The following is a 17,441-nucleotide window of genomic DNA, read 5'->3' on the forward strand; positions in this document are numbered from 1 at the left end:
CCATAACGAACAGTGCCTTTTGAAACCTAAGCTTTAGCCCACTTCGTATTGATTGATAATGCCAGTCTGCTCTTTGTTGTAGACTGTCTGACAGGAGAGCGAGTTACTGCCCTCATGTCTCAACACCGCGTTTTTAATTTTAATATTTAAATCAAATTTTCTTGTCCCTTATCTGCTTTTGTTAATAGACTCTCGGCTTTTTGAATTACTTTTGATCCAGATTTAATTTTACCCGTCACAATTAGTTTCAAGTAACGATTGGCTAAGTCTCGGCGTAACTTGATTAACGGTTTAAAATTGACGGGTAGTGATTTGTTATACGTGTCTTGTTGATTATAAATTTGGTCTAATGTTCGTTGACTTGTTGCCATTTTGACAGCCGCAATCCATGTATCAAATCTATCTCGATAAAACAGCTCAGCAGCATCAAAAGGAAATGCTTGTGATTTATCTGAAGCTTGATAATCAGTGAGCGTTTTAATCGCAGTGATGAGTACTGGTTGGTCTAATAATGTTTGTAGTTCCGAAGCTGAATCTTTAAATAATAATTCGCCGGGTGCCAGTAGTGTGTTAATGACGTTATAATTGTAATCATTGACCGCAGTACGGAGTTGTTTACGATATAAGTTTACCGCTTGCTCTGAAGGGATTATTTTGTAATCCGTATCAACTTGTTTCATATCCTGACGTAGTGTGAATATATCGGTTCCATCGCTGTCAGGTAGATAGTTTGCACGTAGTAAGCGTTGTTCAATACTCGCGAGCAGTATTGCTCTTGCTGACTCTCTTTGGTCTTCAACATACAGTTCTATATCGGTAAGTTTAATCGAGTCTGGATATAAGGTTATCGTTTCTTTAATTAATGCTGCCATCTGGTCGAAATCAGGATAGCGTGATTTTGGATCCTGCATAATGCGGTTTATTTTTGCAATATGGAAGTTGATCACTTCCTCACGTTTCAGTCGCAAGATACCGGCTTTAATCGTCGCTGTTTCACCATCTAGCTCAGATAATGAATTCATGAATACTTCAACGCTTGAGTTAGCTAAGTTATCAACATTGGATGTATGAACCTGCTCAGTCAATTGCTGTGTAGTGATTACATTTTCCATATAATAAAAATAACCGACAGAACCTAAGATAGTAAGTAAAGGTAATATGGTTGAAAAAACAGGAAGCGGTTTACGGGTTAGTTTAGATTGCCACGCTTGAATGCTTTGTGGTCGATCTGCATTCGATAATTGCAATGCTGAGTAAATAACTTTCCATTTATTATTACTGAGTTTAGTTAATTTTTTTACAGTGATCTTATCCGTAATTGCTTGATCTGCCGGTTTACGTAAATAAGGATGTTTACTTGATAGTAATTCGTAAAAAATACAACCTAATGAAAAGAGGTCATCGCTTTCTGATGGTTGCTGACCTTGCAACAACTCCGCACTCGCATAAGCAGGAGTGTAACCACTCAGTGAGTTATTCTGTTCAATATTATCGTTGGCAAATTCATCTGCCTTATTCTGGATTAATCTGGCAACACCAAAGTCGAAAATCTTAATATCACCATTACGTGTGAGCATGATATTAGAGGGTTTTAAATCTGTATGTACAATGCCATTTTTATGGGCGAATTTGAGTGCATCAGCCACCTGTGAAATAACTTTCTCAGCACCTTTATATGTTAATCCCTTAGGCTTAGATCGTGAAATAACTTGATCAAGTGTTTCGCCATTCAGCCATTCCATAATGATAAAGCAAAGATTATCTTCCTTATCTACATCATAAACACGGATAATATTTGGATGAGAAAGAGACATCGTTTTATGTGCTTCCCGAAACAACAGCTGCTGTGCTTCTTTATTTCGAGTGTATTGTGGTTGCAAAACTTTTATCGCCACGTAAGGTTCTTCGACACCGGCTTTATCCAATAACAAATCTTTTGCTTTATATATATCACTCATGCCGCCAGAGCCAATGTGCGCTTCTAATTCATATCTATTTTTTAATACCTGTCCTGTAAGTGTCGCTGTATCAATGTCATTTTTTGATTTTTTATTACCTAATAGCATTTTATCTTTTCCCACACTAGACTCCTTGTGCTTTTTGAAAGCTTAATGTATTAAAAGTACTAGTTCCATCTAGTTCTTTTGTATTGATTTATGCTTTTTATTAAAATTAATACTTTAGTTAACTTTAATATGAGCAAATGAAAATAAGTTGTAATTACGATTTTTATTATGTTTTTTGTCAATAGTGAATAAAGTGTTCCATCATTTACCTGTTCATTTATTATCATCTTTAAAACTGAGTGTTAACGTAATAACTTGTTGTTTTTTATGTGATTAAGTGGGCGATCGTCGTTCTGTTAACTTACGGGTCTAAATACGGTTAAAATGATCCTTCGTAATAGATTGAAAATGTATTTTTTTACCGAATAATAAATTCTTGTATTTCATTAACGACAATCAGCATACACATTTATTTACCGGAAATAGTATTAAATGTAGTATTAGATATCTGTTTAAATTGTAAATGTAGCGGATCAGCTTGTTTGACTTGGTTGTACTTATTTGGTTTTATGATTATATCAATACGTATTAAATACAAAACTTCATGAACTTAGAAGTTAATAACATTGATAAATGTATAGGGCCAGCTGGATATTTATTTAGCGTTAACAATAGATAAGTCAAGGAATGACAAATGGGACTGCTTTTATCTGTAATAAGTTATCAACAATTATCACCTAATTTACAAGCAACCTTTAAATTAGAAGGTGCATCTGCGGTAATTGGTCGTTCTGATTCAAATGATTGGGTACTACCTGATAGCGATAAAATTTTATCCAGTCGACATGCTGAATTAACGTTAGTGATGGGTAAATATTATATTACAGATGTATCGACAAATGGTGTATTCGTTAATCAGTCTACCAAGTCTCTTGGTAAAGGAAATCGCCATACATTGGCATCTGGCGAGCAAATTATTCTTGGCGAATACGTAATTGAAGTGACCATTGAGGCCGAATTATCAGATGATCATTTACTGCCTTCAAACTCAAAGTCACCTCTTTTTTCTTCTTATGATTCTTCTGTATATATAGAAGAAGATAGAGTCAATCATGATAACTCGGTTAATCTGACGAGTGTAAGCGACCCCTATTTAATCGGCAGTGAATTGCAGGATAGTTTAGTACTAGACAGCAACATTATTCCTGACGATTGGAATTGGGCGAATGATGGGCAAAATGCCTGCGCACCTAAAATCGCACCAAAACCAGTTGTCGATATACAGGAAGCACCATCGACAAAAAAAGATGAGGAAGTCGCGTTAGTAAGCAAAAAAGTCGTTAACGATTCTCCGCAATCTAAAGCGAAAAACACAGATAAAATGGCCGCGTTTCTTAAAGGTCTAGGCATTGAATCGTCACCTGTTATTGATGATGAGGAATGGTGGTTTGACCTTGGATCATCAATCCGAACTATAAATGATGAACTCATGGCTTCACTACGAGACCGAGCTTCATTTAAAAATCAGTTCCGCGTTAATCACACCATGTTTCAAATTAAAGAAAATAACCCATTCAAATTTTCAGCTTCTGTTGATGACTTATTTCGTAATTTATATTTGCGCACCAATGGTAGTTTTATGTCGACAAACAAAGCGATTACAGAAGCATTTGGTGATTTACGTCAGCATGAACAGAGCATGCGGGCAGGTCTAGAGGGAGCGGTTGTCGGTGTTTTAGAGCAGCTATCGCCAGATAATATGGTCCCGGATCAAGACGAAAAAGGATTTTTTGGTAAGTTTAAACGTAGTAGTAAAGAGCAGAAAATGTGGCGTAATTTTATTGAAATGCATGAAGATATCCGCAACGAAATCACTGTTAACCGTGAAAGCATCCTTTCTGACGCGTTTGTTCGAGCTTATGAAGAAAGGCAGAAGCAGGGTAAATGATATTTTGTAATAAACCGACTTTATTTAAAACCATAATATTAACACAGGCAGATACATGAAATTATTAAACTTAAAAAGTAATCGCTTTAATCGCATCGTTCTTATGTGCATGGCAATGCTAGCGGTAAGTAGTCTGGCAGGGTGTTCGATGATGAACTTTGTAATAACGCCATCGACAACATTAAATTTTGTTGCATCTAGGAGTTTAAATCCTGACATTGAAACGCGCCCATCACCAGTCGTTGTTAAAATATTTCAGCTAGCAAGTCGTGGGCCGATTGAAACAGCCGACTTCTTCAGCTTGTATTCAGACTACGAAGAGATACTTGGACCAGAACTGCTTGAAAAGGAAGAGTTAGTATTCAACCCTGGCCAACAGCTAAAATATGAACGTGAATTAAACAAAAATACACGATTTATAGCCGTACTCGTTGCTTATCAAGATATTGAAAACTCACGCTGGAGAGATGTAATAGCCGTTGACCCTAAAGCGTACGACGATTTCAATGTGTATTTAGAAAAACTAAGTGTGTTTATTCGTGATTAATAAGCAATTTAATGACGCGGTGATGATAGATACCAGTATGGGGGATTACAGTGATGAGTGACTTCAGTAAAGTTGCATGGAGTGAAGGAATGTTTCTTCGCCCCCAGCATTTTCAGCAGCAAGACCGACATCATGGTTATGTACAAAGACGCTTATTGCAAGCTTCAGGTTCTCACAAATGGGGGGTTATTGAACTTTGTACTGATGATGATTTATTAAGTCTAGGGCGTTTTTCGTTAACCGATTTTGAAGGTGTTTTTAATGATGGAACACACATTAAGATGCCATCACAGGCAAGATTACCACAGCCGTTGCTTATACCTCCAGGGACGACTGATTGCAATATCGTTTTGGCATTACCTATAGATAAAAGCACCGGTCTTAATATCACAAACAGTGAACATGATGACGTTATAGTCCGCTATTTAAATGTCTATAAAGATGTAATTGATACATCACTCGAGAGTTTACCCGTTGAATCAATTGCGATGGCTAAACTAAGTGCTGAATTTAAACTCGCAACTCAAGATCTCACGGGTTATGTAACGATTCCGATTGCGCGCGTGATTAATGTCAGCGATACAGGTGATATAAGACTTGATAAAAAATTTATCGCACCTTGTATGAGTATTAAATCAGTTGCCCATCTCGTTGACTATATCAATGAAGTTACCGGTATGGTCGTGCAGCGCGCTGAAGCCATTGCCGCGCGTTTAACAAAAGGCCAGGGGCAGGGGCAAGCATCTACAGTTGCAGACTATATGATGCTGCAACTTTTAAATCGAATAGAACCATTATTGATGCACAATTTACAGCAGCGTACATTGCATCCTGAGCGATTATTTGAACTGTTTATTTCGATTTCGGGTGAGTTATCGACCTTTTACGGTGAAACAAAAAGAGCAGCGAAAATGCCTTTATATCAGCATGATAACTTAGCTGAAACCTTCGGTAGTTGTATGTCGTTATTGACTCAAACCTTGAGTGTTGTGGTTGATCATACTGCGGTAGGATTAGCGCTCATTGAAAAGCAATTTGGAATTTATGTAGCACAACTTGCAGACAAGAGTGTGCTGGAAAATAGTATTTTAGTCTTGGCTGTAAAAGCAAATATGCCGGTACAAGAGGTAACAAAAAACCTACCGGGTCAAATAAAAATTGGCCCGGTTGAACTGATTCGAGATCTGGTTAATGTACAGCTTCCAGGCATTAGCGTTACATCCTTACCTGTTGCCCCAAGGCAAATTCCTTACCATGCGGGGAGTGTTTATTTCCAATTAGATAGTAGTAGTGAATATTGGCATAAATTAAAAAGTAGTGGTGGTGTTGCTATCCATTTATCTGGACAGTTTCCAGGGCTCGCAATGGAGTTGTGGTCAATAAAGCAATAAGTATATCAGCAGGACATTTTACATTGAACGTTAACATGGACCGTTTAGCAGCAAGCAGGGATAGACTAGTATGAGTGAAAAAACAATATTTAAACCTAGGCCTGGAGGTCGGAGTCAACCCGTACCAACACCGTCTAGTATTGTCGCCAACGCTGTACCCAAGCCAGGTCTTGTAGCAGATGACAATAATACCTTATTTGTACAGCCACAGCATAAAGCGTTTAATCAGACAATTTTAACCATTGGCGCGAATCCTTTGATTGAACACGCAGGGATGATCCTATCCTTGATTAACCAGCTTAGGGTTAATAATGAATACGAAAAAGTGGATGTATTACATGGCCAGTGCATCGATATAGTGGATAAATATGAGCGTCAATTACATGCATTAAAATATGAAAATAAGTTAAGTGGAAAAACAGAAACAACGGATAATAAACTCATTGATGCCGCTAAATTTTGTGTTTGTGCATTTATTGATGAAACTGTAATGACAATGCCTTGGGGGCGTAACAGTGCATGGGCGCAAAACTCACTGCAAAGTCATTTTTATCATGAAACGTTTGGTGGCGAGCATTTCTATCAGTTATTGGACGAATCAGTCGCGAATATGGTCGAAATGGTATTTGTCGTCGAATTACAATATTTATGTTTGTCACTTGGTTATCAAGGTAAATACCGAGTAACTAAAAACGCAGAACAATTAATTGAATCGTTACGCGATAACTTAGGACTTGCTTTAAAAAACCATCATGGACGCAGAGAAAAGCGTTTATCTGACAACTTACAAGTAGTTCAAGTGAGTAGTGTCAAAGCCAAGTTCGAATTACCTATCTGGGTTACAGCATCAATTGCAGCTGCATTACTTGCTGCGAGCTTTATAGGCTTACGTTTGAATGTTAATGAAAATGCCGATTTAGTTTACCAACAAGTATTGAACCTTGTTGACCGTAAGCCGGAAGCCACCTCAGCGGTCAGAGCCAGTTCATTAGCATTAAAGTTAGAACAATTATTACAAACAGAAATTGGCCGGAACATTGTTGTTGTTCAAGAACTGTCTGATCGTATAAGCATCCGCTTAATTAGCGCTGATTTATTTGCCAGTGGTAGTGATCAAATTAGTCCTGCATACCAACCTATCATCCGTAAAATTGCGCGTGCACTCGAATCAACGCAAGGGCAAATCTTAATTACTGGGCATACGGATAAACAACAAATTATCTCGAGCCGATACCCTTCAAACTGGCATTTATCACTTGCTCGTGCGACAAGCATTGCAGATGTATTAGCCAAAGACACTCGTTTAAGTGGCAGGTTATTACCTGAAGGTCGCGGGTCATCAGAGCCATTAGTTGCTGGTTCTACGATTAGTCATGAGCAGCACGCGTTAAATCGTCGTGTCGAAATCGATATTTTGAGGTAATAAAAGATGTCATTTAAACAACGTATATCGAAATTATTCGCGTTATTAACGTTAAAAACCCTTTTTATTGTTATAGGTATCATTGCCATTGTCGTCTGTGTTTGGTTGGCTGGACCTCTCATTGCTATTGATGGCGTAACACCACTAGCAAGTGTGATAAATCGGTTGTTTTTTTTAGCGTTATTATTTTTATGTTGGGTCGCAAGCTTACTCGTCAAAAAGGTTTTAGTAAAACGCCAAAATAATAAGTTAGCTCGCGAGATGATCAAAGGGCAAGACAATGAAATAGATGATATTGCAGCAGAGCAAGATATTTCAGCGATTGAAGACAAACTTAAACAAGCGATTAATATTTTGCGCACCGCTAAATTGAGCAAAGGTAAAAGTATTTATCAGCTGCCTTGGTATGTGCTTATCGGTCCTCCTGGTTCAGGTAAAACGACAGCACTGCAGCAATCTGGACTGCAGTTTCCTTTGCAGAAAGAAATGGGTGTAAACGCATTGGCCGGCATTGCTGGTACTCGTCATTGTGATTGGTGGTTTACTGATAAAGCTGTATTAATTGATACCGCAGGACGTTATACGACTCAAGACAGTCGGAGTGCGACTGATTCAAGAGCATGGTTTGGATTTTTAGGGCTGTTAAGACGTTATCGTGCAGAGCAACCTATCAATGGTGTGCTCATTTCGATGAGCTTGTCAGATTTATTAACCTGTACGCAAACAGAACGTAATCTCCATGCGCGTGCCATTAAGCAACGAATTCAAGAATTACAAAATCAATTGAGTATGACTTTTCCGATATATGTCATTTTCACCAAAGCAGATCTCGTTGCTGGTTTTAATGAATATTTTGCAGAGTTGAGTGAGGAAGAGCGTGAACAAGCGTGGGGATTTACTTTTCCGATGGAAAGCAGTGAAGATGCACAAGGTGTCGTTTCACTCTTTAATAAAGAATTTTATCAACTTATCGTTAAAGTTAATGAAGGCATGTTACAGCGCTTAAATGGTGAGCGAGACCCGAAAGTCCGTGCGCTAATTTATGAATTTCCAAAACAGTTACGCATGTTGCAAGGGGCCGCAGATGATTTCTTAAAAGAGATATTTGCACCCAATGCATTTGAAAAATTACCGCTATTACGTGGTGCTTTCATCGCGAGTGGCCATCAAGCCGGTAATCCGATCGATCGCGTGAGTAGTCAAATGGCGAGTGGTTTTGGTTTGAAACCAAGCGCCCCTCTGTCTGTTAATCATAATGAACCGAAAGGTTTTTTCCTTAAGTCTGTACTTAACGATGTCATTTTTGCAGAGCAAAATATTGCAACTGTGAATACTGAACACGCGCGTCAGAATCGTTGGTTACGCCGTACTGCAATTACATCGATTTGTGTTTCTTCGGCTGTATTGGGAGCAAGCTGGTGGGCAAGTGCAAACTGGAATCAAGCCTTATCAGCACAGGTTAGCGACGGTGTTGAGGTATTTAAACAGAATGCAAATGGCGGTTTAACTGAGTCAAGTGATCTCATTACGTTAGCGAACGGATTAACTATTTTGCGTAATCTTCCAACGGGGTATGAAGGTAATTTGCCTGACGGTTGGCCTAATCATTTAGGCTTGTATCAAGGTGACCGATTAGCGCAGGCAACGAACGAAGTGTATCAACGGGCACTGCAGCAATATTTATTGTCATATGTATCTAAATCGTTAGTCAGCGATATGGCGAACAATAAAACACATATTGATTATTTATATGAAACCTTAAAGACTTACTTAATGTTGTTTGAGCGTGAATACTATAACGCAGAACAAATTAAATCATGGTTTTCATTCCACTTAGAAAATAACATTCCTGGTGATGTTAACAAAGTAATGCGTTTAGCGCTTAATGAACATTTAGAAGTGTTATTAAGCAGTAGCGCGATAGAACCTGCATACAACGCATTGGCGGTAAGTGAAGCCAGAGAAATTCTACTCTCAGTGCCTTTAGCTGAACGCGCGTTTGCTCGAATTCAACAAAAGTCAAAGCAACATCAGCTCGGTGAATTTAAGCTCACTAACGTCTTACCAAATGAAAGCATAGGGCTGTTTTATCGCCACAGTGGTGAGTCGATGAGTAAACCGATACCTGCGCTTTTTACTTACGAGGGTTTTTATAAAGTATTCCTCGCGGAACACAAAAAAATCATTCAAGTATTAACAAAAGATAGTTGGGTTTATGGTGATGAAGTTAAAGGTATGGGGGATGATGTTGAAGAGCAAATCATTAAGCAGGTCAAAGAACGTTACTTTAAAGAGTACAGTTATTATTGGCGTGATTTAATTGATGATGTTGCACTTAAACCATTTGACACCGCATCACAAGGTGCTTACATCACTAAGGTGTTGACGGGGCCTGATCAACCAATACAAAAACTATTAACAGCGATTCAAGATAATATTGAGCTAACAAAGCTACCAGCATCAGAAGCAGCGGGCAAAGCGGGTAAGTTAGCAGGAGCGATAGCCGCGCACAAAATGCCAAGTGCGACCAACCGCTTCAAGCAGTATATGCCACAAGATGTCAGCATTAATATCGCATTACCTGGTGAATCGGTTGAAAACGTATTTCCAGGGATATTGGGGCTGGAAGATACCGATGTATTACAAGTTCAAACACAGATGAAGAAGGTGCATGCACTTTTAGCGAAACTGAGTCGAGGTCAAACGAGTGGAGACAAAATAATTCGACAGCATGTAAACCTAAGGCAAGCCGGAGAACCTATTGCTGAGTTGGATAAGCTTGTTGAAGATCTACCATCGCCTTTTGCTGCAATGGTTAAAGGTGTTGTCGAAAGTACAACACAAATATCATTACAAAGCTCACGTTATCATCTGAATGATGTATGGCAAGGTACGGTATATAACGAATATAAAAAACGTATACGTGGGCGTTATCCGTTTAAGCGTAGTGCGCAGGATGAAGTTAGGATCAGAGATTTCTCTCGCTTCTTTAGTCCCGAAGGCACCATGTCTAAGTATTTTGAGACTTACATTAAACCTCATGTACGAATGGGTGCTAGACGTTGGACCTTTAAGAATAATATTGGTTTAAGTAATAAGTCTTTAGCCGTGTTCCGAAAGTGGTACAAGATCAAAAATGAATTTTTTGAATCTGGTAGTACACCAGAGATTCAATTTGCATTGAAAGCAAACTACTTAGATCGCGATATGCAGCAAATTAAACTGCAAATTGATGACCAAAATTTTGTTTATCGTCATGACCCAATAAGAGTGACTGAATATCATTGGCCAAGTTCGGCAAACTTCGCACAAACCCGAGTGATATTTACACCTGCAAACTACATGCGTACGGTCGAAAAGTCATACGAAGGTGATTGGGCTTGGTTCCGGTTCTTAGATGACATCGTGGCTAAGCGACCAAAAACCCTAAAAGATAACATGTTAGAAATTGAAGTTCAGGGTCATGTAGCGAAGATTCAGTTGATCGCGGGTAGCGCTTCGACCCCATTTAAAACACGTGAATTGGAGGCGTTTTCATGTCCGGCCAAGCTGTAATAGACGAACAATTAATGAATAGTGCCAATATGAATACTAAAACGGTCGATATCATCACGGGATATTGCGGAAAAATTCCGAGTTTAGGGGATTTTGTTAGCCTAGGTCTTGATCCAAGCTTAGAACAATCTTGGAACGAATGGGTGCAAGCAGCGCTTGCAGTCAGCCGAGAAAAATTGCAAGGCAAGTGGCTAGATAATTATTTAACGTCACCTATTTGGCATTTTGCAGTGAGTGGCGGCGTGTGTGCAGATCGCAGTTTCGCTGGCACCTTGATCCCAAGCGTGGATAACGTCGGGCGATATTATCCGTTTACCTTGTTCTATCAAGCGGATCTAGACCCATTACAGTTCTGGCAGAAACAGGCATTTTTTCAGCAAAACGAGCAGCAATTGTTAACGATATTAGATGACAACTGTGTCTTGCTGAATTGGTATAAAAAACTAGCACCGCTAAGCCTTGATGTCACACCCATGACGCCGTATAAGCAAACTTTGCTATCTCCGAATAGCCACCAGCAAAATTGGTTGCTAACGGCGGTCGGAGAGCAAACGGGAGATGTTGGGAGTGACCAACTTGGTTTATTACAACAGACATTAAATCAGCAGTTTAATCGTTATAGCATATGGTGGACAGCGGGTTCAGATAAGATCGATCCTTGTACACTAGTTTTCTCTGGGATGCCGAGTGCAGCTACTTATGCTGGCATGCTAGATGGTAATTGGACTCGGTCTTAAGAAGGGTAAATCGAGATGTTAACAGAAATAGTTTTACAATCTTTTGGTCAAACTCATGTTGGCGCTGTGAGAAAAATAAATGAAGACAGTTTATTAGAATACCCAGAGCAAAATATTTGGGTTGTTGCTGATGGCATGGGAGGACATGAGGCAGGAGATGTGGCGAGCCAAATCCTTGTCGAAACAATCAATACTTATATAAATGAACACGCTTATCGTGGCATTACCGTTAACGTATTAAAGCAAGCAATACTGACAGCAAACGAAAAAATCATTGCTTATAGTCATAGCCAACTTGCGGGTAAAACGGCAGGTACAACGATTGTTCTATTGTGGATTGATGGTAATACGGCGCATTGGCTGTGGGCTGGAGACAGTCGAGGTTATTGTTTTTACCATCAAGATTTAAAGCAAATCACACGAGATCATTCCCATGTGAACGAACTAATCGATCAGGGAGTGTTGAGCGCCGATGAGGCAGAAAAACACCCGATGGGTAATGTCATCACTCGTGCAATAGGTGTAGTTGAAGATATCGAGATTGATCATGTGACACATCCGGTTATCGAAGGTGAAATGCTATTACTCTGCAGTGACGGCCTAACAGGTGAGTTATCCGATGCAAGTATTGCGCAGCAGTTACAGCAGCATAGCGTAATAAACGCCGGTTCATCGCTCATGCACGCTGCACTGGGTAAAGGTGCAAAGGATAATGTCACCTTAATCTTAGTGTCGGTATCGCGACAGAGTCAGCTTAACAGTGCTGAAGATGATGATCTTACCGTACCGCTATTTAGTTAAAAGTTTGTCTTTATCGACCTTACATGGATGTAGTAGATGTCAGTATTAAATCAACAAATTATCGAAGATGTAGCAAAGCCCATTAATGGCGAATTGTTGTGTGGTATTGATCCTCGCACTGACACGTCACCTTTGTCTCAATACTATCGTTTGAAAGACATTCGTACACGCACTCGTGCAAATGAACGAAATGCATTAATTGGTATAGATGGTGACGAAACGACGGCTGACTTTGTACGAGAGTGGAATCCGATTAAAGATGACATACCACAAATACTCGTCAATGAAACGAAAGATCTTGAGTATTGTGCTTGGTTAATTGAAGCGCTATGCCGTACCGATGGCTTTGCCGGATTAGCGGTCGGTTTCAAGTTGGCACACCAACTGATCAGTCACTTCTGGGATGGATTGTATCCAAGCCCCGACGAAGATGGATTAGAAACTCGCATTGCCCCGTTGCTTGGACTTAATGGTTTTGAAGGGGAAGGGGTATTGTTAATGCCAATCTTATCCATCCCTTTAGTTGAAACCTTATCTGGTGAACGGTATGCAACATGGCAGATTGAACAAGCAAGCCAACTAAACAGCTTAAGTGCAGATAAACAAAAAAACAAAATTGAAAACGGCGCTATTTCATTGAAGCAGATCAAGGAAGCGTTAACCGAAATCGGCGATGAAGAATTAATTAAACTAAAGCACGATATTGAAGACGCCATTTCGGCCTTTAGTGAATTGTCAGACAAAATGGATGAAGTGATGTCAGGTAATGCTCAACCGACGTCAAAAATATCTGGAAAATTACAAAATTGTCAGAATATTTTTACCTTTATTATGACAGAACGTTTTAACGTGATTAATGCGCAGTCTCAAATCGAGATTGATAAATCTGAGTCAATTAATGATTTAAATAGTGATGACACGGCTGATGTAGCAGACTTATATAACGAGTCTGAACCCACAGCGCGTGTTAATCCGACGAATGGTTATGACTTTGTGCAAATGGAACAGTCGTTGAATAATAGGCAAGAAGCGATTAAAGCATTACATAAAATTGAACAATATTTTCGTACAACAGAGCCTCACTCACCAATTTCATACGCGATAGCACAAGCGATACGTTGGAGTGAACTTAGTTTGCCTGAGTTACTCGCAGAATTAGTCAGTGACCCCAGTGCGAGAACGGATTATTTCAAACTTACTGGCATAGCCCAGAGTGAAGAGACATAAAAGATTAAACTCAGCAGTAAATACCAATACATAAGTAATGATAATCATTACCTCTTAATTTAAGGAACAGCTATGGAAAGCGTACAGTCAAAATTATCACGAGTTCGTACCCCTCGGGTGCATATTACCTATGATGTTGAAACCGGTGGTGCAATTGCCAAAAAGGAATTACCTTTTGTGGTTGGCATTATGGGTGACTTTGCGGGTGAAAACAAAAGCTCGTTAAAACCATTAAAAGATCGTCGTTTTGTTCAGATCGATAGAGATAACTTTGACGACGTATTAAAGCGAATGAATCCGAAGTTAGAATTTAAAGTAGACAACACCTTGCTTGATGAAGATGGCGAAGAAATGAGTGTTAGTCTTGAGTTTAATTCATTATCTGATTTCGAACCCGCTGCAGTTGTTAACCAAGTTGAACCATTACGTAAATTAATGGAAACACGTAATAAGTTACGAGATTTAATGACAAAAGTGGATCGTTCTGAAGAGTTAGAAAATATTTTAGAAAAAGTATTAAGCAACAGTGCTGATTTAGACAAATTAGCAAATGAGTTAGACCTTGGGGAGAAAGCATAATGTCAGATTTTGCAGCAGCACAAGAACTCGAGTCAACAGAAGAGCAGGTTTCAATACTTGACCAAGTAATCGGAGCAACAAAGCAAACCGAAATATCGCGTTCGGAAGAGTTGATCAAAACCTTAACGGAAGAAGCATTGAAGGGTACGGTGAGTTGGAATAAAAACTTAACGGTTACATTCAATGAATCGATAGCAGCACTGGATGAGAAAATTTCAAAGCAATTAGCGAAGATTATGCACCATGATAAATTTCAAAAGTTGGAAGGATCATGGCGCGGAGTGCATAATTTGGTTTCAAGTACAGATACAGGCGGTACGTTGAAACTGCGTTTAATCACGATAACTAAAAAAGAGCTGCACAAAGATTTGAGTAAAGCGGTTGAGTTTGATCAAAGTCAGATCTTCAAAAAGGTTTATGAAGGGGAATTTGGTATCGCTGGTGGTGAACCATTTGGTGCTATTGTCGGTGACTATGAATTTAGTAATCACCCAGAAGATATTGAATGCCTTTCACTTATGTCTAATGTCTCTGCGTCTGGTTTCTGCCCGTTTTTGTCCGCATCTGCGCCTGAATTATTTGGTTTTGATTCATGGAATGAAATGGATAAACCTCGTGATTTAAGTAAAGTATTTGAGTCATTGGAATACACCAAATGGAATTCATTCCGTGACAGTGCAGATTCGCGTTTTGTTACGCTTACTATGCCGCGTGTTTTAGCGCGTTTACCCTATGGTGAGGCAACGTCACCCGTTGAGGAATTCCGTTACGAAGAATTTGCGCTGTCAGAAGATGGTAATATGTCTCAATCTGCTGATAATGATAACTATTGCTGGTCAAATGCAGCCTATGCGTTAGCCTCTCGTCTTACCGAAGCATTTTCAAAATATGGATTTTGTACTGCGATCCGTGGTGCAGAAGGCGGTGGTAAAGTGACTGGTTTACCGACACATACTTACATGAGTAACGATGGTGATCCAACGCTAAAATGCCCAACCGAAATTGGCATTACCGACCGTCGTGAAGCTGAATTGAGTAAACTTGGCTTCTTGCCAATCTGCCATTATAAAGACAAAGATTACGCGGTATTTTTTGGCGCTCAATCTTGTCAAAAAGCCGCCCAATTTTCTGATCCGAATGCGCAAGCAAATGCGTCAATTTCCACTCGTTTACCTTATATTATGGCAACCTCTCGCTTTGCGCATTACCTTAAAGTGATGGGGCGAGATAAAGTCGGTAGTTTTGCAGAAGCGAAGGATCTTGAGAATTGGTTGAATCGTTGGATCTTAGGTTTTGTTAATGCCTCTGAAGGTGGTGGTCAAGAAATTCGAGCGAAATACCCACTGGCGGATGCGAAAGTTAGAGTCACAGAAGTTCCGGGTAAACCTGGTAGCTATAACGCTATCGCATGGATGCGACCTTGGCTACAGATGGAAGAGTTAAGCTCGTCATTACGTCTCGTGGCTAAAATTCCAGAAGGTCATTAAAGTAATAATAACAAACAGTAAGCAGGTGTGTTTAACCTGCTTACTTTCATTCGATGCATATTGTTAAAGGAGTAACATGATGCAACAAGCCGTTATAAAAAAAGCCGTTATCAAACAACCCGAAACAATAGCTATTCAAACATCGAAGACTGGAAATCAAAATGCTAAGGATCAAACGAATAGTGATTTTGTATTGAATCCTGCTGATTTGTTACAGCAAGATTTTTTACAACAAATGGATGTTGAAGACGATATCATTATTGAAGAATTATTGGTTTGGCTCGTAGACAATGGCTTAAAAACAAATGGAAATATCAGGCTAGAACTTAACGCAACGCTAACTCAATTATTAACAGATTTAGATAAAACGATGAACATGATGATGAACAATATTATTCATCATCATAAATTCCAACGACTTGAGGCGAGTTGGCGAGGCGTTCATTATCTTGTTCAGCAAGAGCAAGCCATTGATCGGGAAGAGATAATTCAAGTCAGTATGCTCAGTATTTCATGGAAGGAAATATCACGAGACTTTAGCCGTGCCATCGAATTTGATCAGAGTAACCTTTATCGCCTTATTTACAGTAACGAATTTGGACAAGCGGGTGGTCAGCCGTTTGGATTACTTCTTGGCGATTATCAAATTACTAATCGAATTCAACCGGGTAATTCGTTATCAGATATCGATATTCTACGTAATATGACGCAAGTAGCAGCCGCGGCATTTGCACCTTTTGTGGCTTCTGCAAGCCCACAACTGTTCGGCGTTAATAGCTTCTCAGAATTAGGATTGGGTATTGATATCAACGCTCATTTTGAACAAGTTGAGTATATACAATGGCGACGGTTACGTGAAACAGAAGATGCTCGATACCTCGGGCTAACAGTCCCTTATATGTTAATGCGGCGGCCTTATTTGGATGACGGTCGTTTTCATCATCAATTTCGTTTTCGTGAGCGGATTAAGGATGCTGAAAAAGATAACTTATGGGGCAATATAGGTTACGCGTTTGCCGTTATATTAATGCGGTCTTTTGCAAGTTCAAAATGGTTTGCTCAGATCAGAGGGGTAAATCAAGGTGAAATAAACCGTGGGGTGGTTGATCAATTTCCTCATCATTATCTTGGCGCAGAATCATCACTCAATATGAATAATGATGTGTATAAACGCCGTAATGAAATTCCATTGAATATGTTTGTGAGTGAGAGATTAGAAAAGCAATTTTCAGAAGCTGGCTTCATTCCGTTGTCAATTTTACAACACACAGATAAGCTCGCTTTTTTCAGTAACTCATCAGTACAGAAAGCGGTAAATTATATCCACAATGGCATGCAAGTGACGGCAGACACGAAAATCGCACAAGTGAACGCTAGACTAGCGACTATGTTGCAATACATTCTCTGCGTATCACGATTTGCACATGCAATTAAGGTGATAGGTCGTGAAAAAGTGGGCAGTTATTTGACTGCGCAGCAGATACAGAATGATATTCAAAAGTGGCTGCAGGGATATACTGCAGCAGCAGGAAGCGCTTCAGATGAAGTCAGGGCTAAACGGCCTTTGTGCGAAGCGCGGGTAGAAGTACATGAAGTGAAAGGGAAAACAGGGCACTTTTATTCTGTCATTCACTTAAAACCACATTTTCAATTAGATCAAATGGTGTCATCTATCCGTTTAATTACGGAACTGGCAGCAAGTGACGTTACGGTTTAGCCGTTACGTTAAGCTAAAATTTG

General features: G+C 39.5%; 12 protein-coding genes. 11 read left to right on the plus strand and 1 reads right to left on the minus strand.

Going from position 1 to position 17,441, the window contains the following annotated elements; all coding sequences use genetic code 11:
* Positions 1-146: 146 nt before the first annotated feature.
* Positions 147-2,081 (minus strand): serine/threonine-protein kinase, encoded by a 1,935-nt coding sequence (locus AKG98_RS17480; protein WP_067048864.1) that lies wholly within the window; start codon positions 2,079-2,081, stop codon positions 147-149.
* Between the two features lie 619 nt (positions 2,082-2,700).
* On the opposite strand from AKG98_RS17480, the gene tagH reads away from it, so the two are divergent.
* From tagH to tssC (AKG98_RS17535), 11 genes are all read left to right on the plus strand, one after another.
* Positions 2,701-3,954, plus strand: coding sequence for a type VI secretion system-associated FHA domain protein TagH (tagH, locus tag AKG98_RS17485; RefSeq protein ID WP_067048867.1), 1,254 nt, complete (start codon positions 2,701-2,703; stop codon positions 3,952-3,954).
* Positions 3,955-4,009: 55 nt separating this feature from the next.
* A complete protein-coding gene (tssJ, locus tag AKG98_RS17490) occupies positions 4,010-4,501 on the plus strand; it encodes a type VI secretion system lipoprotein TssJ (protein ID WP_067048870.1) in 492 nt (163 codons plus the stop codon).
* 53 nt (positions 4,502-4,554) lie between these two features.
* Complete coding sequence (gene tssK, locus AKG98_RS17495) at positions 4,555-5,892, plus strand: type VI secretion system baseplate subunit TssK (RefSeq protein ID WP_067048873.1); 1,338 nt, start codon at positions 4,555-4,557, stop codon at positions 5,890-5,892.
* 70 nt (positions 5,893-5,962) lie between these two features.
* Positions 5,963-7,315: a type VI secretion system protein TssL, long form gene (tssL, locus tag AKG98_RS17500; RefSeq protein WP_067048875.1), complete on the plus strand. Its 1,353-nt coding sequence runs from the start codon at positions 5,963-5,965 to the stop codon at positions 7,313-7,315.
* Between the two features lie 6 nt (positions 7,316-7,321).
* The gene (tssM, locus tag AKG98_RS17505) at positions 7,322-10,870 is read left to right on the plus strand and encodes a type VI secretion system membrane subunit TssM (protein ID WP_067048878.1); all 3,549 of its coding nucleotides are present in this window, start codon (positions 7,322-7,324) and stop codon (positions 10,868-10,870) included.
* The gene (tagF, locus tag AKG98_RS17510) at positions 10,852-11,607 is read left to right on the plus strand and encodes a type VI secretion system-associated protein TagF (protein ID WP_083544005.1); all 756 of its coding nucleotides are present in this window, start codon (positions 10,852-10,854) and stop codon (positions 11,605-11,607) included. Before tssM ends, tagF begins: the two co-directional genes overlap by 19 nt.
* 15 nt (positions 11,608-11,622) lie before the next feature.
* Entirely contained in the window at positions 11,623-12,408 is a 786-nt protein-coding gene (locus tag AKG98_RS17515; protein WP_067048881.1) for a Stp1/IreP family PP2C-type Ser/Thr phosphatase, read from the plus strand.
* 36 nt (positions 12,409-12,444) lie between these two features.
* Positions 12,445-13,635, plus strand: coding sequence for a type VI secretion system protein TssA (gene tssA, locus AKG98_RS17520; RefSeq protein ID WP_067048884.1), 1,191 nt, complete (start codon positions 12,445-12,447; stop codon positions 13,633-13,635).
* 72 nt (positions 13,636-13,707) lie between these two features.
* On the plus strand, positions 13,708-14,214 hold the full coding sequence (gene tssB, locus AKG98_RS17525; RefSeq protein WP_067048887.1) for a type VI secretion system contractile sheath small subunit: 507 nt from the start codon (positions 13,708-13,710) through the stop codon (positions 14,212-14,214).
* Positions 14,214-15,701 (plus strand): type VI secretion system contractile sheath large subunit, encoded by a 1,488-nt coding sequence (tssC, locus tag AKG98_RS17530; protein ID WP_067048890.1) that lies wholly within the window; start codon positions 14,214-14,216, stop codon positions 15,699-15,701. The genes tssB and tssC (AKG98_RS17530) overlap by 1 nt, the downstream gene beginning before the upstream one ends.
* 76 nt (positions 15,702-15,777) lie before the next feature.
* Positions 15,778-17,418: a type VI secretion system contractile sheath large subunit gene (gene tssC, locus AKG98_RS17535; RefSeq protein ID WP_067048893.1), complete on the plus strand. Its 1,641-nt coding sequence runs from the start codon at positions 15,778-15,780 to the stop codon at positions 17,416-17,418.
* Positions 17,419-17,441: the final 23 nt, after the last annotated feature.

Source organism: Moritella sp. JT01, assembly GCF_001574435.1.
Taxonomy (GTDB): Bacteria; Pseudomonadota; Gammaproteobacteria; order Enterobacterales; family Moritellaceae; genus Moritella.

Bases quoted from the DNA above. Each gene is read 5' to 3' on its own strand.
- tagH (WP_067048867.1), top strand. From the start codon at position 2,701: ATGGGACTGCTTTTATCTGTAATAAGTTATCAACAATTATCACCTAAT.
- tssJ (WP_067048870.1), top strand. From the start codon at position 4,010: ATGAAATTATTAAACTTAAAAAGTAATCGCTTTAATCGCATCGTTCTT.
- tssK (WP_067048873.1), top strand. From the start codon at position 4,555: ATGAGTGACTTCAGTAAAGTTGCATGGAGTGAAGGAATGTTTCTTCGC.
- tssL (WP_067048875.1), top strand. From the start codon at position 5,963: ATGAGTGAAAAAACAATATTTAAACCTAGGCCTGGAGGTCGGAGTCAA.
- tssM (WP_067048878.1), top strand. From the start codon at position 7,322: ATGTCATTTAAACAACGTATATCGAAATTATTCGCGTTATTAACGTTA.
- tagF (WP_083544005.1), top strand. From the start codon at position 10,852: ATGTCCGGCCAAGCTGTAATAGACGAACAATTAATGAATAGTGCCAAT.
- AKG98_RS17515 (WP_067048881.1), top strand. From the start codon at position 11,623: ATGTTAACAGAAATAGTTTTACAATCTTTTGGTCAAACTCATGTTGGC.
- tssA (WP_067048884.1), top strand. From the start codon at position 12,445: ATGTCAGTATTAAATCAACAAATTATCGAAGATGTAGCAAAGCCCATT.
- tssB (WP_067048887.1), top strand. From the start codon at position 13,708: ATGGAAAGCGTACAGTCAAAATTATCACGAGTTCGTACCCCTCGGGTG.
- tssC (WP_067048890.1), top strand. From the start codon at position 14,214: ATGTCAGATTTTGCAGCAGCACAAGAACTCGAGTCAACAGAAGAGCAG.
- tssC (WP_067048893.1), top strand. From the start codon at position 15,778: ATGATGCAACAAGCCGTTATAAAAAAAGCCGTTATCAAACAACCCGAA.